Source organism: Burkholderia sp. Ac-20345, assembly GCF_017104825.1.
Classification (GTDB): Bacteria; Pseudomonadota; Gammaproteobacteria; order Burkholderiales; family Burkholderiaceae; genus Burkholderia; species Burkholderia lata_B.
In genome coordinates this window covers 1-26042 of sequence record NZ_JAAGPO010000163.1, presented here as the reverse complement: position 1 = coordinate 26042, position 26042 = coordinate 1, and the positions used below count along the sequence as shown (strand labels likewise).

The window sequence follows — 26042 nt, the reverse complement described above, 5'->3', positions numbered from 1 at the left end:
AGTTCCTCGATCCCGGTCGTCTTCCATGCACCACTGGCTTCATCAATCTGATTCCCATTACATCTGATGGGAATCAGATTGCCGGTGCCGTGCCCTCATGAACAGACGGTACGTGTCGAGCGCTTACTGCTTATCTGCGGACTCTGCTGTTTCAGGGCGCGCGCTCCGCAGTCCTCACAGCCCACCGACGCAACGACCGGCTCTCGCGCTGGATCGTCCAGCTACAGGCTCGGGTGGGCTTTTACAAGGCTCTGATCGCGGTGGCCAACAAGCATGCGCGAATTCTGTGGGCCGTACTGGCCAGGGGCGAGCAATTCGATCCGTCTTACGTACCCGCTTGCATCAGAACGGCGAAAGGAACCTGAAGTCTCCCGCGAAAGCGGAAGGCTTGCAGCCCAGCATGAATTGATTTGGTAGTCGAAGACGCAACAGGTAAGGATAGCGACAGGTCAGACCGGCAGCGGGCGAACTCGAACACCCCTCAGGCGCTACATCGCATGTATTCGCCGTGATCCGGATGGAGTCCTGCTGCGCGGTTACTATCCGGGCCCGGGCATAGCAACCACGTGCCCCACAAGGCCGTTTATAGGCGTGCAGTCTGTCCCGGTCGCCAGTCCTGTTGATCTCCGCAACAGGCAAAGCAGGAGCTAAACGAATGAACCGCTAAACCACAGCTTGCAACAATGCGGAGGTCCTTATAGGAGGGTGTTGTCACCGGGCCTGGTGGGTGGCTGGTGATCGCTGATAGGGGTTTGGCCGGGATATCCCGACGCCGTCCGTAACGTGGATGCCGAGACTTGCCACCGTTGTTGCAGGCCAATCCGTTCACTCTGCTCATACTTCGATGCAAGACACTCAACAACATGGCGCCGTCGATGTCTTCGTCGGCGTCGATGTCGGTAAAGGCCAGCATCATGCCGTCGCGCTCGATCGGAACGGCAAGCGCCTTTACAACAAGGCGCTACCCAACGACGAGGTCAAGCTGCGAGCCCTCATCGCCGAACTCAAGACGCACGGTCGACTGCTGTTCGTCGTCGATCAACCGTCCACCATCGGCGCGCTTCCTGTAGCTGTCGCTCGCGCCGAAGGCGTACTCGTCGCCTATCTGCCGGGACTGGCTATGCGCCGCATCGCTGACCTGCACGCCGGCGAAGCCAAGACCGATGCTCGCGACGCCGCGATCATTGCCGAAGCCGCTCGCTCGATGTCGCACACGCTGCGCTCGCTTCGATTGGCCGACGAGCAACTCGCCGAACTCACCATGCTGTGCGGCTTCGATGATGATCTCGCCGCCCAGGTCACTCAAACCAGCAACCGCATTCGCGGCTTGCTTACTCAGATCCATCCGGCTCTCGAACGCGTTCTCGGACCACGTCTCGACCATCCTGCGGTGCTCGATCTGCTTGAGCGCTATCCTTCGCCCGCCGCACTTGCCAGCACCAGCGAGAAGACGCTCGCCAATCGCCTGACCAAGCTCGCTCCTCGCATGGGTAAAGGCTTGGCGGCCGAGATCGTTCAGGCACTGAACGAACAAGCCGTGACCGTGCCCGGCACGCAAGCTGCCACCATCGTCATGCCTCGCTTGGCACAGCAGCTTGCGGCCTTGCGTAAGCAACGCGACGAGGTCGCCGCCGAAGTTGAGCGACTGGTGCTTGCTCACCCTCTTTGGCCGGTCCTGACCAGCATGCCGGGAGTCGGCGTCAGGACCGCCGCCAGACTCCTGATCGAGGTCGCGCATAAAGCGTTCGCTTCGGCCGCCCACTTGGCGGCCTACGCTGGTCTTGCCCCGGTCACCCGGCGCTCAGGCTCATCCATCCGTGGTGAGCATCCATCCAGACGCGGCAACAAGGTACTCAAGCGCGCCTTGTTCCTATCCGCCTTCGCGGCATTGCGGGATCCTGTCTCACGGGCTTACTACGCGCGCAAGATCCAGCAGGGCAAGCGCCACAACCAAGCGCTCATCGCGCTGGCACGGCGACGATGCGACGCCCTGTTCGCCATGCTGCGCGACGGCACCATTTACCAACCCAGGTCAGCCCCTAACGCTTGACGAAGGACATAGGGGCACCCCCTGAGATGGGTCGGCCAGGAAGAAAGACGGTACAACTGCACCGGCCATTGTCTCGTGCTCCATCATAGCGAGCGGTGATATGCCTGGCGGTAGTATGAAAACCGTGAGATACATCACCGCGGTCAACAATTCGGGCACAGCTTCAGCCACATCCGAAGCAGTGGCACCTCTCATCGAGTGCCCAACCAAAATCACGGGCCGGTCGATAACCCGGATCGTTTCGATTACGGCGCGCGTTCGGCTCTCTTGCGTCACCCCAGCGTTCGGTGACAATTCTGTGGTAAAAATCGCGGCATCAAGCGGCCTCTCGAAATAGGAACTTGGCATTCTGGCTTTTATTCCTGCGCCCGGCAAGTCAAAGGCGTGCACGTTGAATCACACAGCTGCTAGACCAGCTGAGACATGATTCCAAGTTCCAGAGCCGTGCCAGAAGCCATGAACGAAAACAGGATCTTCCGACGCGCGCACTCTCGCGACATGCCTAGCCTCATTATTTTTTGTATTGACCCACAATTTTGTTGATCGCAATGGACGACATTCATAACTCTGCAATTGAACTTGCCGCACAACGACAATTTATGCCAATATTAGCGCCATGGAGCTCGGCACAAATTTCATAGATAAATTAAATACACACTTCAATCAAATGCCCCTTGGAAGATCAATGCGGCGAACTGACCCATCTCCATATCAGGTTATGTAGAAACACATACCGAACGTCGCAATTCAAAATCTTAACCCAGACGGTTCAGTAGTCGGCCCTGAACAATTCGCTTTGTCGTGCAATTGAAGCTATGCAGCCGACGGCGCAGCGGTTTGGAAGTTGAGCAAGGCGGCGAGAGCGTAAAAAAGCCGCATCTTGCGCAAGATCATCCGCAGGTTGTGGCCGGCACCGCACAGCACTGCGTGAATCGCGTCACCCAGCGCGCCCTTGAGCCAGTTTCGATCGAGTTTGCCGTCGGCCTTCATGTGCCCGATGGCTGGCTCAATGGCGCTTCGGCGCCGGATCATCGCCCGCAGGCCGCGCGTGATGCCTCGTCGCAAACCCGGGTGATAGATCTTCACGCCGTCGATCGTGACACCCTTGTAGCCGCGGTCGACGATGGCGATCTCCGGTTGGACGTCGCTCAGGATCGCCGCCTGCTCCAGTGCTTCGGCCAGCGTATGTCCGTCGTACGGGTTGCCTGGCATCGAGCGCGCGCCCACCACCAAACCTTCCTTGTGCGTCGTCGTGATCGACACCTTCACGCCGAACCCGTACGGGTTGCGTGCCTTGCCCTTCGCCAGGCACTCGACTTCCGGTGCGTGCAGCGCGTACAGCTTGTTCTTGTCCTTTTGCTTCTGCGACAGAATCCGCTTCGTACGGCCGATCAGTTCTTCCAGTGCCGAGCGGCTTTCGTGCGCCACGCCATCGAGTTGCCTTTCGACGTCGCGCATCACGCGGCCCACGCGCGAACGCAAAGTCCGCAGTGCCTTCTTCATCCGATTGTATTGCTTCGCATGCGCGTAGCGGCCGATCTGGCTCTCCAGACGCGGCGCCTCGCGGTTGTAGTTCTGCCGCAGATTCAGACCATGCCGCACGGCCGCCTTCACCAGATGCTCCCGGCAGCGCTCAAGCAGACGCGAATCGGTCGGATGGGCGATCGCCTTCTCCATCACTGTCGTGTCGACGATCACCCGCTTCAGGCTAGAGCTCTTGATGACTTGGGCCCGTTTGGCCGCTTCGATCGTCTCGGCCAGCAGTTCCTCAACCCCGGCTTCGCCCAACCGCTTGCGCCAGCGCGTCAGGCTCGACGAATCGATTGGCGGCTTCGTCTGCAAGTGCGTCTCGCCCGTGAACACCTGCCAGTACGGGTTCTCGAGCCACTGCCAGACGACGTCCTCGTCCGACAGGTCGAATGCGTGCTGCAAGTACAGCAGACCTGCGATCAAACGCGGCGACGTTGCCGGCCGGCCCCGCTGCGACACGAAACTCACGCTCATCGCCGTGCTCAACCGCTCCCAGTCGATCAGATCGGCGAGGCGAACCAACGGATGCTTCAAGTTGATCTGCTCGCGCAGCGGTTGGCGGAAGAAATCTCCCTCTGGCACCGGCGTCTTCGGACCCATCCGCACCTCGTCAGGATTTGCAGGATTCACGCATCAATATGCCTGCATCCTGCAGATCCAACAACACCGTTTCGGCCTCACAGCCTTTCTGTATAAGCCTTCCTGGATTGTTCAGGGCCGACTCAGTATTGGCGTGGCGGCCGCCCCAAAAGGTGAGAATCAGCACGCGAAAACCGAGCAACTTCGCGCATTCGCGTACCACTCCCTTCCCACCCGAAAATGCTCGCGCCAAATTCTGACATTTTGAATACCTCTCTCGAAAAACTAAACTTTCCAAAAGCCAGTAGTGCAACTCCCGCGCCAATTCTGCGGGCTTACCTCCTCGGAATCAACCACATTTTTAAAAATCGCGTGCACGAGTCTAACGGAGATACTGAAAAATAATTAACATGCGCACCCAGCAGGCAATCGCGACGGGATAGATGAAGTGTATGCACAAACCCCAACCACCCGCCGCCGATCGTCCAAAATATTTTCACTGTTGGCAGTCTTTACAATATCCGGAGCACAAACCCACTCCATTTATCGCCAACGCACCTATTCTTCTTATTCGTCAATAAGACCGCATCACGAACACTTAAAATAAATGTTGGAGACAAATATTTTTTCAACCTTATCGCAATCCGATAACATCATCATCGAAAGGCGGCTTCTCACCGCATGGCATAATCGATCGATCGTAATATTCAGTGCACGAAATCACCTGACCGCTCTCATCGTAATCGAGTACGATGAGGCCTCGAGCACGGAACGATTGATGTGTAGGCAGAATAATACGCTCCCCAGCCCCCAAGGACTCACCACTGAATGTCCCCTCCGCTTCATATTGGATGGTTGCTGTTCGACCTTCAACCAATACCCGTTCCGCTTTGCACCTGAAGTCCGGCACTGCAGCATGCCATCTTCTATGATGCAGTTTTACGAAATCCCGTCCGCGCCGAACTAGCCCGAAGGCTGGGTCGACGTACAGGCCATCTACGCTAAATAGTCTCGCGAACTCTTCAGAATCTTGATTCTGAAGTCTATCAAGCCACCCGACTGCCATCTTCCTAACATTCATTTATCACCTCCAGTGAAAATAATTTTACCTTATTTCTTAAAATCGTGATCACAACACCCAGAGCTTTTTAAAGTTAAATTGCGACAAACACAAATCAAAATATTAGATCATATTAATCTATAATTCCAAGTGCAGCACCAAGAATGAGGTACAGTGTTGCGATGAAGAAATACAGGCAATTGAGCACCGAGGATCGAGCGGCCATCATGATCGAGCATCGGAAAGGCGGTAGCGTCAGAAGTATTGCCAGCCCATAGATCGGGCGGCGAGGTGTTACAGCGCCACGCAAGCGGCGCAAGCATATCGATCGTGACGGGAACATAGTCGGCGCCGGCGCAAACTGTCCGAGAGCAGCGGGTTGTACTGGCGGGTGCATCACGATCTGCTGTATCGACGCTGGTCGTCCCAGCAAATTGCTGCGAGACTCCGGGACATGCATACCGACGATCCCACTCAGCAGGTCAGCGACGAAACGATCTACGCTGCGATTTACGGCCATCCGCGCGGCGGCCTGAAGCAAGCCATGATCGACGCGTTGCGCCAGGAAAAACCGACAAGCGGCAATACGCGCAATAGCCTCGCCCGCAAGAGTTTTGTGCCTAAAGAACTGCGTATTGTTCATCGACCTGAAGCCATCGAAACACGGCAATGGCCCGGGCATTGGGAAGGCGATCTCATCAAGGGGGCGTTCAATCGCTCCTGTGTCGGCACGCTGGTCGAACGCAAGACCCGATTCGCGATGCTGTGCCGAATGGACGGGTGCACGGCAAGAGCGGCCCTCGAAGGCTTCACCCGGCAGATGAAAAGTTGCCCGCGTTTTTCCGTGAAAGCCTGACGTACGATCGCGGAACGGAAATGACCTGTCATGTAGAACTCGCCACGCAACTGAATCTGGATATCTGGTTTGCCAATCCGTACGCGCCCTGACAAAGGGTAGCAACGAAAACACCAACGGGTTATTGCGTCAGTTTCTACCCAAGGTCATGGGCCTGTCGGGCATCACCCACATGCATTTGAACGATATCGCCAAATTAATGAATGGGCGCCCACGTCAAACGCTCGGCTGGAAAGCTCCGGAATAAGCCATGGCCAAGGAGTTGGCTGCCACCGGATTGGTAAACGTTGCACTTGATTCTTGAGACTGCCCACCCGCCCTCTCTCTAGAAGGAGTAACTGACTTCAATCCTCGAAATGATTGGATGAACCTTGATTTGCGCCTTTGTCACAGTTTCGACTCCCGTCACACTTCGAGTTTGCGACGTAAGAGTGGTGGACAGCGGGATATAAGTCGCCGAAGCATCTATCGCCCATTTTTTTGAAATCTTGTAACTCAATCCTACAGTGAAGGATGGATTCCAAGATGCGCTAAGCTTCGACTGCATAGAACACCCCTGCCCACATGTGTCAGAAACGAACGCGCCGTTCGTCGCACGCGTGCTTTCAAACCATGTATAGTTGACCCCAACACCGGCAAATGGCCTGAAACGCGCAGCACTATCGAAGAAGTGATACCGCAACTCGAGGATCGGCGCCATTGGTTTCGTCTTTCCAATAACGCCGTAACGAGACAAAGCCCCGTCACCACTCAAGTCGTTCGTAAAAGGCATGGCAGCCATCAGCGCGACGCCGATATGATCCGTAAAATAGTGCTCGACCGTCAAACTTGCCGTATCTCCCGCGTCTGCATGCAGCCCTGTCCCCGGCAATACCTGATTGACCAAGGCTCCGTTGACGCTTTCTACGACCAACGGATCTGATTTCGACTGAGGCATGATATGAAGCCATCCTACGCCAACCGTAGTATCGCCTTTTGATTGTGCGTTTGCGCTTCCCGAGGCCAGTGCAATAGCGGAAAAAACCGTCGCACCACAAATATTCACACAGATTTTGCTAATTACCATGTCTCCATCCCTGTTTATCCACAACACCCTAAAAACTATCAATTTCCATTTTTATTTTTATAAAATTCAGAAAATCACATATGCTTAGTATAAAAATTTACTCACTACCCCTCCGCCACCCCAAACTTCCACAAATATTTCATCCACTCGGAAACGGATTCGACCTTTGCTCGCCCACACTACACACCGAAGCTAGATCTACTATTAGAACTCTGCCCACATATGCCAGATTTCGCATGACATGCATCGCCAAATTTTCTTTTTTGAAGTCTCAGTTGGTTCTCCATTGACCCGCTATGCCAACGAATGATCCAGGATGCTCAAAACTGCTCTCCTATTACTGCCTCATTGGACATTCGGAGAATGTCTTCCCTGACATGTCGTTTCGGATAACGATAGAAATAGAATTATTTCAATGGCACAAAAAATTCTAACAACCTTACATCTCACCGCCGTCTATCCATCGCTTACTGATACAGCTCACATAGAGATCCCAACGATCCGTAACGCAATATCCGCACCTTCTCCACGCGACTTGTCGGCAGGAAGTATGCCTAGTGTCGGCAGTCGAGTTGCCGGAATGCTTGATGATCTAGTCAACATTGAAATCAATAGCCACGCACATCTAATTGAACACGTTTTATAAAAGATAGCCCGCTGGAATATTGACGTCAAGCAGATCAAGATGAGGGTATTCCCGCGAGAGCGATCAATCGGAGCAGATAGTCGACTTAGGAGCGTCTAGTCGGTTTACGATCAGGCTCTCATAGGAACGCTATTGCGCCGACCTTTGGCGCGATGAGTTCTGAGCGGCCCCCAGTGACCAGTGCCATCTTGTGAGCGAGTTTTCGGCGGACTTCTCGATAGAGAGGAGCCGTATGATGAAACGCAAGCGCTTCAGTGCCACGCAGATTGTGGCGGTGTTGAAACACGCCATGGCGGGGATGCCGGTCGCGGAGCTGATCCGGCACGTGGGCATCACGGAGCAAACTTTCTATCGCTGGAAAAATCTGTACGCGGAACTGCAGACTGACCAAGTCCGGCAGCTCAAACAGCTTCAGGAAGAACATGCGCAGTTGAAGAAGGTGGTCGCCGAGCTGACGCTGGATAAGGCCATGCTGACCGACGTATTGAAAAAACGTGGCGAAACCTTCGCCGAAGCGCGGCATCGTTGATTATCTGAAGTCGACCTACTCGATCGCTGAGAGGCGGGCCTGCCGACTGGTGGTGCTGTCACGGACGGCCTACCATTACCGGAGCCATCTCGATCCGAGAAGCGACGTCCGGAAACGGATGTGTGTTATTGCTGCAAGCCGGGTGCGCCATGGCTACCGCAAGATTCACGTGCTGCTGAAGCGCGAGGGCTATGACGTCAGTCGGAAAGTGATGTACAGCCTATATCGAGAGGAAGGGCTGTCGCTTCGATACAAGTCGAATCGCAAGCAGCGAGCGCAGGCGAATCGACCGGCCCAGGCAAAGGCGACAGCAGCGGATCACGTATGGAGCCTGGACTTTGTTGCCGACCAACTTTACGGCGGCAAGCGCTTCCGAGCATTAACCGTTGTCGACGTGTTCACGCGCGAGGCGCGGGTGATCGAGGTAGGTCAACGCTTGAGCGCCGTTGACGTCGTCCGAACACTGGGGGTGTTACGAGGCATCCGGGGCGCGGACGCTGTATTGCGACAACTGATCAGAAATTACCGGCCAGTTGATGGCCCTGTGGGCCTACCATCACAAGGTTGAGATTGCCTTCAGCCGCCTCTGCAAGCCAACGGACAACGCCTATGTCGAGTCGTTTAACGGCACGCTCCGCGATGAATGCGTGAATACTCATTGGTTCACGACGTTGGCTCATGCGAAGGAGCAGATTGAACGGTGGCGGGTACAACGAGAGTCGTCCTCACAGGGCGCTCGGCGAGACATCGCCTGCCGAATTTGCCCGTCAGTTGGGCGTATACGCCCAACTGACGGGCCTGCAGAAAGCCGAAGACTAACAATGGGACTGAAAGCTGGTACCGCTCAGGTCGCGTATGATCATGATTCTCGCCGGCGCGAGGAGAGGAAGCAGGTCGCAAACGGGACACCATCCCAACGATCAGACACGTCCCGATTCCAGACGCCACCAGTGACCATACCACCGAGCATTCTGCTCACGCCGATCCTTTGCAGGCGCATCCATAACGACGTCACCCAACTATTGCCACTCTTCGAGACTCTCCCACCCACTCGTAGCAATCGTGAACGGTCATTGTCAATGCTCGTCTTCACGTAAGCCAATCGCCGCTACGACCACTACAAATGTTGCAAACCACCGCGCGCTGTCGGCAATGCTAGAGGTTCTTGCAATGTGGAAAAGAGTGATTCGGTAGAATCGACCGGCAATGGCAGTTCGTCGAGCAAGCCAATCGGCATCCCGGCTGCGTGATCGATTTGTGCATCCATATTTTCAGACTCAAGGTTGTTGAAATTATTGATACTTCCCTACGAAAGGCTGTGCTTTATATCTTAGATATCCGGCTCAAAAAACGTTGACAGGGATGCCGACCTTCTCGGCGATCTATTAAGGAAACCAAATGATAAACACCTAAGGTTGGAGGCGCCGGTAATTCACGACCTCTTGGGATATTAGCCAGGTTGACTTGTCGCACACTACCGTCGATTTGTCGTCGCTGTGGGCCACTTGGGGAGGGCGAAAAAACTGGCCCGAACCAAATGGGCAGCACACATCCGCTTTCCAAGCAACACATAGTGACGATTTGTGTTGAAGATTTTTCGTGTTAAAGGCAGACGACAGCTCACGCCACAAATCAACGGGATCGCATCGGCATAGCTCCCACTGCATATAATTCAAAGAGAGTGCCGCGCGCCGACGTCCACTTTCGCTATCCCAGGCTTGCCTACGTTTTTTTGCAACGCCCGATCAGCTAATCCGCATACGGTACTTCGCTCCAACTTAACTAACCTTTCCCCTATCTCACTTGAATGGCTAGCGTGTTCGTGAACCTCGTTTCCCGAGTAAGCTAAGCCCATGCCACCAAGCAAGAGCTCGAAAAATACAACAACCACGACGACCCGCGGCGAAAACCTTGACGCAGCAAGGATACCCCGCTGCTTTCGTTCCGTACTATCCGCAAAGCCAAGCCACCGCTTGATCAACGCCCATACGGCTAGACACTGCCCGAGAAACATTGCACCCAGCATACAGCAAGCCATATTCGACCTCCACGCCATGTATCAGGCCAATTTCAAGGTAACTGGCGTGCGTCCTTTGAGATGGACCTGCAGCTCTGCGACACCCGCAGAATCACTTTCACATTCAGACTCGATCGCCCCAATGACCTCATAACGCATGCCTGGCGTCAATCTTTCAATCTTTATGGTTTCGACACCCTCGTCTTCACCGTTATAAAGTACGAGGTCGAGTCCTGATCCATCACTGACCGCTTTTGCGACGAGCACGCGCGGGTACGCACAGTCGGTAAGGATAGGACCTTTAAGTGCTTCGCGATTTGGGCCGACATTAATCAAATCCTGCCAGTCACTTTTTCGCGACCATCGAGCCGTGGCTATATTCAGATTTGCCGCAGCAGAGATTCCTTCAAACGCGTAGACGGAAGGATCGTCAACACGTGCCATGAGTTGATCTGCTTTACGCAGTGCCGCCTCGGCCATTTCATCGTCACCGTGCTCACGCGCTGCCAAGGCAATACCACCAAGAACAAAACCAGGATTTTTTTGGTAGTTCCCAGTGTCGAAACACTCCTCCCACTTGACTCCATTGAGCGAAAGTTCTCCATTCACCAATTCGAGAAATTCAGCTCGCACCAGCGCGTACCAGCGCCGCGCGTAACCAGGATGGATGGCGTTCACGTACGTCGCCAACGCCAAAAGGAATAACAACTCAACCTGAGCATTCGTTCGCGAGAGTGAACCGTATCCAGTAAGTGTGGAAACTACCGCCTTGGGATTCCCGTCGGACAGAAGGAACTCTTCCTCGAATGACCGAAGGAAGTTCTCGCGGACTGACGCAGCGAAGCTCGTTCCATTCACCCGGTCATAAGGTACGACACCGCAAAATGCAAGCGAATTACATAGCGGAAATGACCAGAACGGTTCGCAAGGGTAAAGATAAAGAGAGCAGTAGTTCCAGTTCCGCATCAAAGACTCGACGAAACTATGGACGTCGTGACTAAAAGTGATCGATCTCTTCTTGAAGGGTTTGAACTTCAAAACACCGCGCTCTTGATAGCGCATATCGCCAGTGTTGGCTGCATACGTGGATATTCCGATGAGCGACCATCCGGTCAGCATGATATTGTCTATCGTGCCAATCGGATCAGGGTTCCACTTCAGCTTCCCCCAGATGGATTCCAGTTTCCAGTAACCGCAGACTTTAGGATCGGTCAGCGATTCAATCGCGAACCTCTGCGCACGATTCAAATAGCCATGGAAGTTAGGCGCATACTTGCATTGAAGCGCTGCCAGACCGTAGCTAATGTAATTGAGTTGATACCGTAGCGCCGCCAGCTGGATGTTGTCTTTCTTCGTGAAACCGGCAAATTGGCCAACTGGTTGCAACGATAAATTGAGCATATAGCGAAGCGCCTTGATCTCATCTACGCTCAACTCGCGGTCGGCGCTGAGTTGAGCATTCTTCGCCACATCCTCTAGCGAAGCGACAGCTTTGTCGAGATATTCCATGCGCTCAATACCACGCCGCGTCTCAGCTTTGGTGCGTCGGAACTCATCCCAGTATTTCTTGAAAACGAATGCCAAGGTGGCGAATGGAACCACGATCGGTGCATAGGAAGCCACATGTGTGCCAGCAAGGCAAGCCGCAGCTATAGCGGCTAGCAGCCAAACCAATACTGGGGCGACGAGCATGCCCGACATGGCCCATACCATCATGGAAATCGAGAACAATCCGAGCACAACGGGAAATAGCAGCGTCAGCCATCCGCCGACCGCTACAAAACCCGCGCCCGGCAACCATAAACCCCACCCGAACACCTCAAGGGACGGGTTTACCGCAACCACCCCTGTGTGCGACAAAACACTGGGCAAAGCACCAATTGTCCATAGGAAAAGAAAGAAGACATTCGCGCGACGGCGCAAACGCGCAGAACGCGGGCCGCCGTGTGCATTGGCAACGATGGCCGGCACTTCAGTAGGGAGTGCCAACATTACACGTGATTGTGCCGCAGTCTCTTCCGCCGAGGACGCTTCGGTCAGATGGATCAATTCAATCTCCTTAATGCTTGTCTAATGCGTCGATGCGCCACCCGAAGATCAAGTTTCTGGCCAACGGCAACGAACTGAACGCGTTCAGTTAGTATGAGGCAGCCAGCAGAAGTGTCAAGCCTTTCTTTACCGTCATATGAATTGGGTATCCGACACTGCAGCCGATGGGACGATGCCGTGTCGCCCTTTCAGTAATTGTCCCCAGGGCACGCAGCGGGCTCGCGGTCAACGAACGGCGGCGACTGCGTGTCTCGAGTCTGCGCGGGGGCTTACGCGCTTGCCCTCAGCCCGCTTGCGATATCATGCATAGGCCGCAAGGAGATCATGCGCAGGGAAAACGGCAAGCCACTCCAACGTATACGCCTCCTTCGCGGCGCTCGGTTCAGTGAAGAATGTCCGCGACCTCATGCCGCTCATGCCCCCCCGTCTTGGGAGCGATGGCACCGGAATCTATTTGACCCTATTAAATATTTAAATCGAGGCTGCATGCACGCTCTGGAGAGACATCTGCACAGCTGTTCGCGTTATCGTTAAACCAACGTTGCCGTGATTGATTTTCACACCCTCGTCGCTCCCTCTGGCTCCGGAACCCAGCCGCCGAGATTACCAGTGAAGATAAACCTCGTGATGTGGCGTGACTCCGTTAAACTGTCAGGTCCATGCTCTTGATCAGCCTCATGAACAAACGACTAACTCCCGGCAGTGTGCGAACCCGCGCAAAAACCCCCGAGGACAAGGCAGAAGTCCGAAATGCTTTCATCGTCGCCGGTCGAAGGCTCCTAGCGAATCAACCGCACGACGAAGTTTCACTACGCCGTATCGCCGCCGAAGCAGGCTACACGCCAGGCACCATCTACCAGTATTTTGATGACTATAATGCTCTGTTGTTCGCGATACGGGAGATTGACTTAAAAGCGGCGATCGACCAGTTCGAAACGATAGCGGTTTCGATTGACGATCCCGTGGAAAGAGTCAGGGCGCTAGCCAGAGGCTCTGCCAAATACTGGCTCCAGCACCCTGATCAATTCGACGTTCTATTTTCGCGACCACCGTACAAGGATGGGGTGTCAAACTCGCAAGTCCTGTTCGGGCGGTCGGCTGTCGTGCGACGAGCATTAAAAATCTACTACTCTGCGGTCGACAAATTATTCGAAACGTCTAAGGCGTCCGGAATCTCAAGCCGCTTTGCCGCTGATACCCTGATCGCCACGACCTACGGAATCGTCGCATTTCCACGCGGTACGCATACGATGCGCTGGTCCAATCAATATCGGATGGCAGAATGCGCTATTGACGCCCTTGTCGATAGTTGGCTTGATACGGGTCCTAGCCACGACGTACCGAAGAGTCTCGACCGCCAGCGAAAACGCTAGGCCCGCCGCGCTCGGTGCACCCCAAAATCACACGATCTTACCGGCCAAGTAAATTCCTCGAAATGGGGCCGACCACCCCATTTCATCGTAACGCGAACTTAAGGTGGGAATGGTTTCGGCAATCGGTTTCGTCATTTAGAAAAATTTTGACGACGGGAGCCATCTTCAGTCCGCAGTGATCGCAGTTTAGCGTTGCCGATCGCCCTGCTCACAATCGATCGGCAGCGCTTCGCCCAAACATAGAGTCGGCCTAACCTAGGGTCACCTGCACCGAACTCGACACGCGCAGCAGCGCATTGGCATTGGTCGCATTTCGCAGCAAAAGTCGCCCCGGTCGAGTTGCCGCCGGACAAAAGGCGTTCAAATCGTCGGAGCGACTTGCAAAGTCAAACATCATGCTCACCGCGGAAGATCTCCTCGTCAGCGGACGCATCCAGTTCCTCCGCTTGTGAACCACAATGTTCGACGCAGCGCCTTGGTTGCCTGTTCAAAAGAAGCCGTGTCACATCGGGCCTAGCGTAGTGACCTACTGGATCCGCAGCCGCCTTGGAAAGCGAGATCAAACCCAAGTCAATTTGAACCAGCAACAGGCCTTCTTCGTCTTCGCGCAATTTGTCGGTCAGTGGCGCGCCATCCGGGCCGTATGCGACCGCGTGCCCTCCTCCTGCGCGAATCAGTTCGCGTTTATCTGGCGTATCACAGAGCAACTCCACCATCTCCGTTGACACCGTAGCGCAGGGTGCAAGGACGAAACATTGCCCCTCAATCGCGTAGACCTTGCTTACAGCATTATTTGCCTCCGGGCCTAAAGCGTGCGCAAATTCGTAACATGAGAAGCTTGGCCATGACGCAACGTGAACTTGCTCATGCTGAGCGTACATCGCGTACTTCGTCAGTGGCTGAATGTGCTCCCAGCAACAAAGTGCCCCAATCCTACCGACATCTTCACGCGGAAATACCGCCAAATCACTACCATCGCCTTCGCCAAAAACGATGCGCTCGAGGAACGTCGCCTTAAGCTTGCGGCGCTTGGCGATCGTCGCCCCGTCAGGGCCGATGAGCCATTGGGCGATGTAGAGACTGCCGCCGCTACGTTCCGATAGGCCCATCACGACGGTGATTTCGTTACGGCGGGCGGCTTCGCGCAATGCCTCAGCTTCCACACTATCGTAGGCGAGCGACTCGTCGAAATACCGCTGCACAAAGCCGCGCTGCATCGCCCACGCCGGCGTCCCGAGCCAAATGTGGAACGGATAGCCGGGCAGCCAGGTTTCAGGAAATGCGATCAGTTTCGCTCCCGCCCGTCCCGCTTCGTCAATCAACTTTACCGACTTCTCAATTCCTGCTGCCAGATCGAGAAACGCTGGTGCCGCCTGAACGACGGCCGCAATATACTTCTGGTGTTTAAGGGACATATTTCCACTCCTCAATTTCACGTCCGCATGTACTCGCATCTGAAGCCGGATATCCGCTAGGGACACATCCTCTCTATGCGATGAACTACTACTTTTCTGTCTAGATTTTCTGCCCGACGCACCCCAAGGTTCGGACGGGGAGAGATTAGTTCGCCCGATGTACTATCGGAATCATGCCGTATCCCAACCTACGGCGCTCGCCGCTCAATGCGCGTACGCTGCGGCTGTCCGGCAATCGCAGCCTCGCCACCAATATTCGTTTGAAGGGATCGCCCCAAAATCTTGTCGTTCACGAAATGAAACGATCCTGCGGCAACTAACACAGTACGGTGTCTGCGCGGGCCAGCGCCGCGAACTCCATCGCTACGTTGCGCTCGCGTATCGCCTCCCCGACAACGCCCGTTTTCGGGTGCGAATTTAAGTCGCCTGCGAACTAGCCAGTTCTGCCGGGTAGAAGCGGAGGAAACTCGTCTGTGGGTGGCAATTGTTGTACTCGATGTCGGCGCCGCCTGCGGGGACCACGACGACTTCGTGCCCAAGGTCGAGGTGGAGATTGAAATCGAATCGCTTCCCGATTTCGATCATCTTCTGAAAAATGGCATTGTGTGTTGGATGGCGATGCGTCCAAGCTTCAAGCGCTTTGATCGAGGTGAACCAGGCAAGTGTCTCAGCCTGCAGGCCGTTGGCGGGCTCCAACTCGACCTCGTCGGCCACCCGCGCGCTGATGCACGAAACTTCTGCGGCGTTGTCCCGTATGAAGGTCGCGCCGCGCAGGTAAACCGGCAGCATCTCCTCAATGAAAACCCGCTGTTCTTCTTCGGGCGCCTCCGCCCAGCCGAATGTGCCACGAACGAAGCAGAGATTGTGTGGCGGCGTCACCCTGAGCCTCCGCCCCCGGCTTTCGACCGGAGGCTGCGCCACCAAGGGTTGCTCCCCTCCCTCGATGCTTAGGGAATGGCCGTCCGGGATCCGGTCCCGCATCGAGCCATAGTAACCATGGAATCGCTCCCATTCGTGGCTAAGGTGGCGACCGACACCCCAGCGGCGGGCCTTGACGATGCCATTGGGATCGAGATTCTTGACCGGCGCGATGATCGATTCGCGCCACAGCCCAACTTCACCGCTTAGGGGCCGGGCAAGAAACGCCGCGACGCTGGGATTGGCCAGCCAAGCCCGATAGGCTTCCGCCGATCGCCAGTACGCGAGGTAGACCTCATTCCGATAGCCTTGCGCGTCTACCTCACGCACCCGCTCAAAATGGAGCGCCGCCGGTGCCTCGACAAGACTGCGCTCAAGCTCCGCCATTAATGACGACAGATCAGTTTCCGGCGGGGCCTGTATCCCGAACTGGCCGAGGACATAGTCCGGCCAGTCCTCGGGGAAGATGGTCGTGTGAGCATCGTACGGTGGACGAAAGGTCTCAGGACGTGACCTGCGCTGCATGGCAATACTCCTCAGTTCGACTATTACGCCTCGGACGCGGGTGCGTGATTTTGCGCCCCACATGTGCGGTCATACCGCTCGATACGCAAACAATTGTGGGAATTGTCCATGATTGGTGCTTTGCCAGGACGATCCTGAAACTTGCCTGATAGTTACATGCCAGACAGCCGCTTATGCCAAAGCGGAACACTTGACTCACCCGTGTATGAGCAAAATCCTTGATTGAGAAAACCCGTCGAGTGATCAACGATACTCCCAACTTCAGCTTCCGGCACGCCCGGGGAAATTCGACCCAAGCGGCGAGTAGCAATGCGCACCCACTGCAAATACCCAGTGGTGCGCCCCCCCAAAATGAGAGCGCCCGAACGTCTTCTCGAGTGCAAACCTAAGCCGTCGTGCCCGCACGCGGGGACCGCTTACTCGAAGCCTTCCGAGCCCGGCACTGACCCCACTTGACCACCATAGCGACTCTTGCTTTCCCCAAAGCCACTTGCGCGATGCCGCGCCGACCATAAGCAGGGGGTGCCATAGCCCAGACATCGTCGATCCGGGCTAAATTGACTTGCGCGTTCAGAGCAGGATATTCGCGCGCAAGTTGGCAGACGAAATCCGCTGTTGCCGTAGCAGTACGCAACCAATCCGGCTCGGGGAGAGGTGCATGCTGGACAATGCCCGGACCACATGCAGAAAGGTATACCAGCCGAGCAGAAGGAAAAAAGTGGTGGGACAAACGCGAAGACCAAGAAGAGCACCTTGTCGCGGCCGCTCAATCGGCTCGGAGCGCGCCGTGTCCGGATATCCCCCAATGAAATTTGCACTCAGCGGTAGCGGCGTGCTGATTGCTCCGGATCCGGGACTATACGAATGGTTCGCGGATCAGGCTGCGTGCTAGGTTTGTGAACGCATTTTTGCAAGGTTCGGCTCGCAGTCAGAAAGAACGCCCATGCCGGGCAGGCATGCTACTTGCTTAATGCTCGTTACACTGAGAATGCTTTAGTTTAAATCCCTGCTTATGAAACAACTCAATGCATCGCATGATTTTTTGCAGCCATCAATGGCCGAGAAAGGCATGCGACAACGACTCTCGACCTCAAGCGTGCCGGCTAATCAGCGCTTCGAGTTTTGGCTGGATATGATCTGCAGAACTTACGTTCACCTGGACAGTGCCCCTCAGGGGGAACTGCCCATTTTTGGCGATATCGAGTTCAGCACCGTTGGAACATTGAGATATACCCGCCTCACTTCCAACGCAAAACGAGTGTTGAGAACACCTGCCTGCATTTGCAAGGAGACGGAGGATCATTACCTCGTTCAAGTGCAACAAGCGGGGCAAAGCGTCGTCTGCCAGGATGGCCGACAGGCAGCACTCGGCGCAGGAGATTTCACCCTGTATGACTGTACACGCCCATATGCGCTGCAATTCGACAGCGACCGCCACGACGTCACCGTGCTTCGGCTTCCGCGCAACCGCCTCGAAACATCGGTTAGCGGCCTAAGCCAGCTTACCGCCGTCACCGTCCCACGGCAAAGCGTTGCGGCAAAGCTGCTAATGACCATGCTAGAGACCCTGGACGACGATCTCGAAAACCTTCATTCGTCTTCTGCTGACAGTGTGTCAGAAGGACTCGTCAGCATCATCGCTGCAGGCCTGCGCGGTCTGCCCGGAGCCAATCTGCGCAAGGCATCGAACCTGCAGATTTATCACCTCGCCCGCGTCAAGGCATTTCTTCGTGAACACTTGCGCGAACCGGGCATAACAGTCGGCAGCATCGCACACGCCCTGTCGATCTCTCCAGCACATTTGAACAGGCTGTTCCGGGACGAACCGCTGTCTCTAGCAAAGCTGATGTGGCAGTTGCGCCTAGACGGCTGCCAGTGCGACCTTGCCGATCCACGCCAATCGGCACGCAGCGTCAGCGATATTGCGTACTCGTGGGGGTTTAGCGATGTCGCGCACTTTAGCAGGGTCTTTCGCGAACGCTCGGGCATGTCGCCGAGGGACTGGCGCGCGTTCAGAGCAAAATAATCCAGCCCGCGCGCCACCCACATCTCTCGTGAGAGGACCCACCGGAATCGCGGACGAAGACCGTCGCAGCCGGCGTCCAATTAAAAGCTTGTCAAGTCCTGATATAGGGTGACGGTTATTCGAGACAGAAGTGCTCGATGCACCACATCGGCCGCACCACGCGCTGAAGACGAAAGCACCAGCTAAGGCATTCGCTTTAGCTGCTTAACCTGCGTAGGTTTCGGTCGGACATTACAGCGGCGGCGTATCTTGGGGCGCTGGACGACAACGAGGACTTGCGGCTTCCCCAGCCGGCGCTCAACCCTCTTTCATATGGGGCTATCGTTCCCACAAGTCGCGTAGCCATAGTCCGATGCAAGTGACAAGATGGTGATCGAAATTGACTACCCCTTGTCGTTGGCGGATTCCTTCCTAATTTTTGATGGTGACTCCCCAAACCAATGCTTGCATCTTCTGGTAAATGAAGACTGCCCTGAAAATCCCATGACATCTGCCAATTGATTCAATGGAATATTTGTCTCATGAAGAAATCGCAAGGTCGCATCCTTGTGAATTTCCTCACGGATTGCTTCAAAGGTATTCCCTTCCCCGCCGAGTCGGCGTTGAAGGGTTCTAGGATGCACACCTAGAATTTCGGCAATTTCGAGTTTCGTTCCTTTATTTACTCCCAGTGTGCCGGTTATTGCTTGTCGAACTTGGTCAGTCAGCGTTTTCTCACGAGGCATTTCACGACGAGAAATATAGTCAAGTGCGAGCTGACGGAGCATTGGGTTAATATGCGCAAGATCAGCAGTAAGTGCGTCTTGGTGCATATGCAGGCCGGCATAGGGCTGGGCAAAATTCACTGGGGCCCCGAAAAATCGTTGATAGATAGCCTCATGCGCCAAAGGTGAATGTGGAAGTGAGACGCCATAGAGTCGCTGACTTCCTTCCGTGAGCAGCTTCACGAGTCGCCACATATAACCTATGGCAGAATCAATGGCCTGCCGTTGTGGCGCGTACCATGGTTGCTGAATTGCCAGACGCAAAGTAACGCAATCCCGATACAAAGGACTAAAGCGCTCGACCGCAATTACCATTGCGGGGGTATGCAGAAATATATAGCGAGACGCATCCTCTGCAGCTTGCAGAATTGTCGGGGCATTCTGGATAACGACAGCCAAGACGCCCATCATTTCATAGTCCTGGTGAGCAGCCAAACGCAAACCGAGATCAGGACATCCCGCAACGGCCGCACTCTCCTCCAACAACTCAATTGTCGCTGCGAGCGAAATGAGCATATCTGTATTGGTCGTCGCGCCGTGATTGATTCCATGGCGAATTAGAAGAGGAAGTGGATCTAGCCCCAACTCGTTCATCAGAGCCTCGTAGCCCTGGAGTGCCCCCGCGCGAATCAGTGTATCCATGTCTCGAAAAGTCAAACATCTGTCTCGATATGTCAATTATGCATCGACATCAGCTGGCATAGTAGTATGCGATAGCCATCCTCACAAACGACGACGATTCATGAGGCCATGCATGCCACAACGAAGCAACAGCAATACTACCTCGTTCAAATTGCGATACATTGCCCGCCGCATCTTTAGCAGAAATACACCGGCTTCCCTGGCAGATGTTGGCTTGTTCACGGGCGCGCCACAACACGAAAATTTTTGCCGGGTTGATGAACTAGCGCCGATCAGCCGGATGCCTGCGTCGTCGAAGCCGTACACCTGGCCGAACGGTCCCACGATCGCACTCCCTCAAACCTACACATTCGAAGGTACCTCGCGCTCTACCGAAGATTTCCTGGTGGACACTGACACCGCCGCTATTTTGGTGCTTGTCGATGGCAAAATCCGGTACGAGCGCTACTTACTTACCGGTGGACCCAAGGTCAACTGGTTGTCCATGTCCGTGGCTAAGAGTTTTGTATCCACGCTGGTTGGCATTGCCGTGCAGGAAGGGCATATAAAGAGCATCGACGAGCCGATCAGCAAATACGTCCCAGTTAATCCCAGATCCGCCTATGATGGGGTTGCAATCAGGAATGTGCTGCAAATGTCTTCCGGAGCGCGTTGGGACGAGGACTACAACAATCCTGAGTCCGATATCTATAAGATGAGCCTCGCACAGACGGGCAAAAAGGGGGGGCTGAACGGCTTTATCGCACAGATGTCGAAGGAGAGTCCTCCTGATACAGTATGCCGCTACAACTCGGGTGAGACTCAGGTCCTTGGCGCTTTAATCGCGTATGCCACTGGACGTACGCTCTCAAACTACATGGCGGAGAAACTTGTCGAACCTCTCGGATTCGAGTCGCCAGGCTTTTGGGTGACGGATATGCTCGGCACAGAAATGTCCTACGCTGGACTCAACCTCACCGCTCGCGACTATGCCAAGCTCGGGGAACTGTACCGCAACGGCGGCGTCTGGCAAGGCACGCGAATCATCAACGAAGATTGGGTTCGTGCATCTACCACGATTGACGCACCCATCCGTGAAGCGGGCAAGCCGATCGTAGCTGACCACGCTTTCGACCTCGGTTACGGTTACCAATGGTGGATTCCGGCAGGAAACAAAGGAGACTACAGTGCCATCGGAGTGCTCAACCAGCTCGTTTATGTTAATCCCAAAATGAAGGCGACCATCGTCAAACTTTCGGCTAACCGCAAATACGGTACATCAAAGAGCGAGAGCACCGACCAAAACACCGAAAATATTGAGTTTCTGCGTGCGATCGCTGCGAGTCTTTGAAGTAGGCCGTCGCCATAACGCTAGAGTGTTCTTCCATTGGAGTTGACCTGAGGCGGAATTTTGTGACCAATCAGGCAGTGAGTCTCGCGTCGATATTATCGGAATCCAGCCAGGCTCGACGGACCGTGGCGGGAGGTTGATAGCGATGCGCGCTATGGGGCCGGTGTTCGTTGTAGAACTGCCGCCAGCGTTCGATGAGCACCTTGGCCTCGGCCCGGCTGCGGAACCATTCGCGGTTAAGCAATTCGTCACGCAGCTTGCCGTTGAAGCTTTCGACGAATCCGTTTTGCCACGAACTGCCGGGCGCGATGAAGGCCGGACCGATTGCAGCGTCTCGCAGCCAGCGCATGACCTTGGCAGCGGTAAATTCAGCGCCGTTGTCAGACCGAACGAACGCGAGCTTGCCGTACAGCCGCATCAGTCGCGACAGCGTCAAGATCACATCCTGCGACCGCAAGCTGGCGCCGACTTCGATCGCCAGGCACTCGCGTGTGAATTCATCGATCACGCAAAGCATCTTCAACGCCCGCCCGTCCACCAACAGGTCGTGCACAAAGTCGTAGCTCCATACCGAATTGGGTTGTGTCGCAACGGGCAGACGAATGTCGCTGCCACAACGACGACGGCAAAGCCGCCGCCGCGGAATGTTGAGCTGCAAGACCTGCCACATTCGCCGCACGCACGATTCGCTCAGCGCCAGCCAAGCCGACATACGTCGGCAGCCGAAGCGCGGCACTTCCTGAGCGGCAGCAATCAATCGCTCGCCCAGGCTCCGCTCCTTCTCCGGTTGCTTGAGCGTATGGGTTGCCACCCGGCGACTCAGCCCCAGATAGCAACATGCCTTGCGTTGAGATAGCCCTCGCCGAGTCAGAACTTCCAGCGCGTCGCGCCGGCCCGTTGGGGTACTCATTTTTTTCGGCCGAATTCCTTCAGGCCGTCGATGACCAGCAATTGCTCGGCGATCAAACGCTTGAGCCGCTCATTTTCCGATTCCAGATCCTTGAGCCGACGGGCATCGGCCGCATCCATGCCGCCGAACTTGTTGCGCCAACGATAGAACGTCTGTTCCGAGATGTTGTGGCGCTTGCACAGATCCTTCACCGGCTCGTCCCGGCTCTCGGCCTCGCGCAAGATTCGAATGACCTGCTCGTCGGTAGATCGCTTCTTCATCGAGTTCTCCTTGCCTCTAGGATAAAAGAGAACTCACTTGCCGAATGGCTACAAGAAACGTCTCAGGTCAGGGCCGTTGGCATTATCTGGCCGTAGTACTTGACCTGTTCACGCGTCGGGTTGTTGGCTGGGCGATCTCGACACGACCGGATGCCAATCTGGTCGTGCGGGCGTTGGAGATGGGCTATGAGCAGCGTGGTCGACCAGTACAACAATGAACGAGAGCATCAGGGACGTTGGTGTTATGGCAAGACGCCGATGCGTACTTTCCTCGATTCACTCGAACTCGCCAAGGAGAAACTCATCTCGCATTGATGGTTCGTTCTTTGTAGGCCTGACTACCTGTCAGATCGAGTCCCGGCTAATACAAATCAGTGCCGCCGTCCGACGTTGCAATCTGACAGCACTGAATGATTCCGTAGAGGAAATGTTGACGGAGTTGCGCGCGCAATCTCCGTCATCAATACCGGCTGCTAGATGTTGTCGAGATCGCGCAGCGGAGGCTTCACCCCGTTCGGCATCTGGGCCGGATCGTAATATTCCGTGCAGCGGGTGATTTTACCGTTATCGTCGAGGGCAAGAACCGCGCATAGCCGCGCGCGAAACGGCAATCCAGTCGCGTCCATTGTCCCGTCACCAAGACTTACGCCATTGTAAGTGCCTTCGCCAATGGCCTGAACGATCACAACGGCTTCGCCGTCGCCCGCGATGATCCGCTCGGCCGTCATGCGAAAGTCGGGCGCGGCGCGACGCCACTGACCGTAATGCATCTTCACGAAATCATGGCCGCGCCGCAGGATCCCAAACCCCGGATCCATATACTCACCATTTTCCGCATAAAGCGCCGCGAACGAATCTACGTCGTTCTTATTCCACCCATCAACCCAAGACCGGGCGATGTTCTCGAGCGCTTGCTTATCAAACTTGCTCATAATGTTCTATTGCCTTTCATTATGGTTAACAAAAACCTGCCCACAAAATAAAGATCAGTCCTGTAGCTTGGCGGCCAGCGCTTCCACGCAGCCAGATCGGCCTTCACGGCCTGGGCGACGGCACGGCCGTAGTTGCCATCAGCATTCTGGAATTACTACCGCATCGTGCACTTTACGCCGCCCTCCATCGGTTTTGTTTGCGTCTCTTAGCGTAAACGCTATAGTAGGGCTTCAACGATGTAACTAGAGCGCCACCATCTCAGCACTGAGTTGCCGTCGCAACCATGCGCAAACCTCGCGGATTGTTTGTACAACGTACATTTCTATTAAGCAAGGTGGAGTCGGTTGAGATTCACCACCTTGGCCCAAGCAGCAACGAAGTCCATGATGAACCTCTCCTTGCTGTCAGGGCTTGCATCGACAGACTTCTTCGGTATAGGCACGGAGCACCGAATCGGAGCCGAAAATCTGGTCGTTTCGGGTGTCGGTATACTTCACCTCCCCGGTTTTTCGATCTGCGCATCCAATTCGATCCCATTGCCCACTGGCGTCCACAGATTAGTCATATTCAGCAGATTGACGAAGAAATCGTTGCCAAGTACACGCACTTCATCTGTGAAAACTCCATATTGACTACCATCATAATTGGCGCCAAACACGCGCATACCGCCGACCAATACGGTTAGCTCGGGCCCCGCCAATTTCGGCAACTGGGCACGGTCGATTAGTAGTGCTTCTGTAGATGCGTCAATTTCCCCGTTGTTGTAGCTGCAGAAACCGTCTACGAACGGTTCGAGTCGGGAGATTGCACGATAGCTTGAGCACATAACAAGAGGCCTTGATCTTCGTGGTCAGCGCCGAGTTGAGCCCCTCCCTCGCAACACCCTCAATCGATGAGGCGTTTTGTTGAGATATTCCATGCGATCAATACCATGCCGCATCTCCGTTTTGTCGCGTCGGAACTCAGTCCAGTATTTTTTAGGCGAATACCAAGGCGATGATCGGGACCACGATCGGCGTGTAGAGCGCCGGATGTGGCCAGCAAGGCAAGCCGCGGCTACGGCGGCAAGCAGCCACAAACCCCATCCAAACACCTCAAGATTCGCGTTTGCTGCAATCGCTCCTGCATGTGACAAAACGCTGGGCAAGGCCACAATTGCACAAAGCAGACAAAGCGCATTCACGCAACGACGCATACAGGTAGAACGCAGCCCGCCGGGCGTACTGGCAGCGCTTGCTGGTATGTCATTAGGGAGCACCAGCGCCTACGATTGTGCCGCTGCCTCTTCCGTCGAGGACACCTCGGTCAAAATTAGTCAACCTAATCCTCCTCAAGTGCGCCAATGCGCCCCCTAAGATCGAACAAGCACGCGTACAAATGAACGCGTTCGCTTAGTATGGAGCAACTAGCCTATGAGTCAAGCATTCTTTATTGTTATATGAGTTTTCTATTCGGTGCTGCCGCCGATGGAACAATACGACCCCGGGGGTTTCAGCAGTTGCGCATCAGGCCCGCTCGAAAGGACGAAACGGGCCCGCGATCGGGCGGAGATAAGGTGCCGATGGGTCTCCTAGGTGTGCCAATCAGCGACCGCGTACGGTGCCTGTCCGACAAACCAGCGACCCGGCACTCTTATATCGAGCGCGGCCAGTGCCTCTGAGTCTGGATCTGCTCACGCTTCGCTGATGCCCGTGCTTGGTTGCCAGTTGCCGCGAAAGCGCATGGAAGACCTGTTTGTCCGTAGCTCGCACGCTGCGCAGGATGCCATCCCCAAGCAGCGACTAACCTTCCCGTAAAGCAGCCCCCATTCCGCGTCGACGGCCGCCGCCGTATGGATTCGCGTCGTATCAATCATGCTGCGGATGTCGGTCAATAGTTAGGGAATCAATGCCCCCCCAGGGCGCGCCGACCGACGCGTCCTACGCATGGCCCGTGCCTAGCTTCCAGCCTCGTCTCCCTTTCGTCCGACCCATTCCTCACTGACATCGACGAGTGGAGATCGTCTGACACAAACCGCTACAGTTGCCCCTCCACCAATACTATCACTACCGGTCCACCCGATTCCCGCATGAAGTTCGCCGTAAAGCCTTCTCAAGCCCAACTCGAAGCCAACCACCCTACTTCGGTTTTTCCGAAGTTTCTGTATCGAATTATCTGCTTTTTCAGATCACTCAAACCTTCGAAACTGTCGACTCTTCAACGACGTGACATGGTCCCGCAAAGGAGCGACAGAATGAGAACCTATCCCCGCAACAGCGCCCAGGCAGCCGCACGTATCGTAGCGCTTGTGCTGATCGCAGACGGCCACATCGATCTCAGCGAGGAACTGCTTCTTGAGGAACTCGAGATCAAACGCCGGTTCGGGATCGAATCGACCGAGTTTGCACAAATCGTTCAGACGGTATGTGAAGACCGGGAGATCGGCCATGCTTCGTCTAGCACTATTTCCGGCCATCTCGATCAAGCAACGCTCGAGACGCTGCTCACGGAAATCGACGATCCCGATTTGCGAGTGAGGATCATTGAGCTGTGTCTCGCCGTCGCATCAGCAGATGGTCACCTCG

General features: G+C 55.2%; 15 protein-coding genes and 5 pseudogenes. 10 read left to right on the top strand and 10 right to left on the bottom strand.

Going from position 1 to position 26042, the window contains the following annotated elements:
- Positions 1-131: 131 nt before the first annotated feature.
- Both G3O06_RS49340 and G3O06_RS35960 read left to right on the top strand, forming a co-directional pair.
- A pseudogene (locus tag G3O06_RS49340) lies at positions 132-365 on the top strand (hypothetical protein); the annotation flags it as partial.
- Between the two features lie 479 nt (positions 366-844).
- Positions 845-2050 (top strand): IS110-like element ISBma3 family transposase, encoded by a 1206-nt coding sequence (locus tag G3O06_RS35960; RefSeq protein WP_205819035.1) that lies wholly within the window; start codon positions 845-847, stop codon positions 2048-2050.
- Between the two features lie 813 nt (positions 2051-2863).
- Here G3O06_RS35960 and G3O06_RS35955 read toward each other — a convergent pair.
- Positions 2864-4180 (bottom strand): IS5 family transposase, encoded by a 1317-nt coding sequence (locus G3O06_RS35955; RefSeq protein ID WP_205819034.1) that lies wholly within the window; start codon positions 4178-4180, stop codon positions 2864-2866.
- 10 nt (positions 4181-4190) lie between these two features.
- Positions 4191-4346, bottom strand: a complete 156-nt coding sequence (locus G3O06_RS35950) for a hypothetical protein (RefSeq protein ID WP_205819033.1) — start codon at positions 4344-4346, stop codon at positions 4191-4193.
- A gap of 1264 nt (positions 4347-5610) precedes the next feature.
- Between G3O06_RS35950 and G3O06_RS35940 the strand changes: the two genes are divergently transcribed.
- Positions 5611-6075 carry an IS30 family transposase gene (locus tag G3O06_RS35940; RefSeq protein WP_346779576.1) on the top strand — a complete coding sequence of 155 codons (465 nt, stop codon included), beginning with the start codon at positions 5611-5613 and terminating at the stop codon, positions 6073-6075.
- 325 nt (positions 6076-6400) lie between these two features.
- Here G3O06_RS35940 and G3O06_RS35935 read toward each other — a convergent pair whose 3' ends face one another.
- Complete coding sequence (locus G3O06_RS35935; RefSeq protein WP_205819030.1) at positions 6401-7141, bottom strand: OmpW family outer membrane protein; 741 nt, start codon at positions 7139-7141, stop codon at positions 6401-6403.
- A gap of 881 nt (positions 7142-8022) precedes the next feature.
- On the opposite strand from G3O06_RS35935, the pseudogene G3O06_RS35930 reads away from it, so the two are divergent.
- A pseudogene (locus tag G3O06_RS35930) lies at positions 8023-9135 on the top strand (IS3 family transposase).
- 1240 nt (positions 9136-10375) lie between these two features.
- Here the strand turns inward: G3O06_RS35930 and G3O06_RS35925 are convergent.
- A complete protein-coding gene (locus G3O06_RS35925) occupies positions 10376-12382 on the bottom strand; it encodes a hypothetical protein (RefSeq protein WP_205819029.1) in 2007 nt (668 codons plus the stop codon).
- Between the two features lie 677 nt (positions 12383-13059).
- Here G3O06_RS35925 and G3O06_RS35920 point away from each other — a divergent pair.
- Positions 13060-13755 carry a TetR/AcrR family transcriptional regulator gene (locus G3O06_RS35920; protein ID WP_205819028.1) on the top strand — a complete coding sequence of 232 codons (696 nt, stop codon included), beginning with the start codon at positions 13060-13062 and terminating at the stop codon, positions 13753-13755.
- Between the two features lie 386 nt (positions 13756-14141).
- On the opposite strand, the gene G3O06_RS35915 is transcribed toward G3O06_RS35920, so the two are convergent.
- Positions 14142-15170: a carbon-nitrogen hydrolase family protein gene (locus G3O06_RS35915; protein ID WP_205819027.1), complete on the bottom strand. Its 1029-nt coding sequence runs from the start codon at positions 15168-15170 to the stop codon at positions 14142-14144.
- A gap of 417 nt (positions 15171-15587) precedes the next feature.
- Entirely contained in the window at positions 15588-16613 is a 1026-nt protein-coding gene (locus G3O06_RS35910; RefSeq protein ID WP_205819026.1) for a phenylacetaldoxime dehydratase family protein, read from the bottom strand.
- 1012 nt (positions 16614-17625) lie between these two features.
- Here G3O06_RS35910 and G3O06_RS35905 point away from each other — a divergent pair.
- Positions 17626-18639 (top strand): helix-turn-helix domain-containing protein, encoded by a 1014-nt coding sequence (locus tag G3O06_RS35905; RefSeq protein WP_205819025.1) that lies wholly within the window; start codon positions 17626-17628, stop codon positions 18637-18639.
- A gap of 383 nt (positions 18640-19022) precedes the next feature.
- Here the strand turns inward: G3O06_RS35905 and G3O06_RS35900 are convergent, their stop codons facing one another.
- On the bottom strand, positions 19023-20045 hold the full coding sequence (locus G3O06_RS35900) for an AraC family transcriptional regulator (RefSeq protein WP_205819024.1): 1023 nt from the start codon (positions 20043-20045) through the stop codon (positions 19023-19025).
- Between the two features lie 112 nt (positions 20046-20157).
- On the opposite strand from G3O06_RS35900, the gene G3O06_RS35895 reads away from it, so the two are divergent.
- Positions 20158-21375: a serine hydrolase gene (locus G3O06_RS35895; protein WP_205819023.1), complete on the top strand. Its 1218-nt coding sequence runs from the start codon at positions 20158-20160 to the stop codon at positions 21373-21375.
- Between the two features lie 70 nt (positions 21376-21445).
- On the opposite strand, the gene G3O06_RS35890 is transcribed toward G3O06_RS35895, so the two are convergent.
- Positions 21446-22545 (bottom strand): IS3 family transposase gene (locus tag G3O06_RS35890; RefSeq protein ID WP_205819022.1). Its coding sequence is split into 2 segments (ribosomal slippage): positions 21446-22293 and positions 22293-22545, totalling 1101 coding nucleotides; the frame shifts between segments, so codons are not numbered across the junction.
- Positions 22546-22613: 68 nt separating this feature from the next.
- On the opposite strand from G3O06_RS35890, the pseudogene G3O06_RS35885 reads away from it, so the two are divergent.
- Together G3O06_RS35885 and G3O06_RS35880 are read left to right on the top strand one after the other, a co-directional pair.
- Positions 22614-22751: pseudogene (locus G3O06_RS35885) on the top strand (DDE-type integrase/transposase/recombinase); the annotation flags it as partial.
- Positions 22744-22860: pseudogene (locus G3O06_RS35880) on the top strand (IS481 family transposase); the annotation flags it as partial. The pseudogenes G3O06_RS35885 and G3O06_RS35880, both read left to right, overlap by 8 nt.
- 158 nt (positions 22861-23018) lie before the next feature.
- Here the strand turns inward: G3O06_RS35880 and G3O06_RS35875 are convergent.
- Together G3O06_RS35875 and G3O06_RS35870 are read right to left on the bottom strand one after the other, a co-directional pair.
- On the bottom strand, positions 23019-23477 hold the full coding sequence (locus G3O06_RS35875) for a nuclear transport factor 2 family protein (protein WP_205819021.1): 459 nt from the start codon (positions 23475-23477) through the stop codon (positions 23019-23021).
- Positions 23478-23971: 494 nt separating this feature from the next.
- Complete coding sequence (locus G3O06_RS35870) at positions 23972-24304, bottom strand: hypothetical protein (RefSeq protein ID WP_205819020.1); 333 nt, start codon at positions 24302-24304, stop codon at positions 23972-23974.
- A gap of 1407 nt (positions 24305-25711) precedes the next feature.
- On the opposite strand from G3O06_RS35870, the pseudogene G3O06_RS35865 reads away from it, so the two are divergent.
- Positions 25712-26042 (top strand): annotated as a pseudogene (locus G3O06_RS35865) (TerB family tellurite resistance protein); the annotation flags it as partial.

Bases quoted from the DNA above. Each gene is read 5' to 3' on its own strand.
- G3O06_RS35960 (WP_205819035.1), top strand. From the start codon at position 845: ATGCAAGACACTCAACAACATGGCGCCGTCGATGTCTTCGTCGGCGTC.
- G3O06_RS35955 (WP_205819034.1), bottom strand. From the start codon at position 4,180: ATGGGTCCGAAGACGCCGGTGCCAGAGGGAGATTTCTTCCGCCAACCG.
- G3O06_RS35935 (WP_205819030.1), bottom strand. From the start codon at position 7,141: ATGGTAATTAGCAAAATCTGTGTGAATATTTGTGGTGCGACGGTTTTT.
- G3O06_RS35920 (WP_205819028.1), top strand. From the start codon at position 13,060: ATGAACAAACGACTAACTCCCGGCAGTGTGCGAACCCGCGCAAAAACC.
- G3O06_RS35915 (WP_205819027.1), bottom strand. From the start codon at position 15,170: ATGTCCCTTAAACACCAGAAGTATATTGCGGCCGTCGTTCAGGCGGCA.
- G3O06_RS35910 (WP_205819026.1), bottom strand. From the start codon at position 16,613: ATGCAGCGCAGGTCACGTCCTGAGACCTTTCGTCCACCGTACGATGCT.
- G3O06_RS35905 (WP_205819025.1), top strand. From the start codon at position 17,626: ATGAAACAACTCAATGCATCGCATGATTTTTTGCAGCCATCAATGGCC.
- G3O06_RS35900 (WP_205819024.1), bottom strand. From the start codon at position 20,045: ATGGATACACTGATTCGCGCGGGGGCACTCCAGGGCTACGAGGCTCTG.
- G3O06_RS35895 (WP_205819023.1), top strand. From the start codon at position 20,158: ATGCCACAACGAAGCAACAGCAATACTACCTCGTTCAAATTGCGATAC.
- G3O06_RS35875 (WP_205819021.1), bottom strand. From the start codon at position 23,477: ATGAGCAAGTTTGATAAGCAAGCGCTCGAGAACATCGCCCGGTCTTGG.
- G3O06_RS35870 (WP_205819020.1), bottom strand. From the start codon at position 24,304: ATGTGCTCAAGCTATCGTGCAATCTCCCGACTCGAACCGTTCGTAGAC.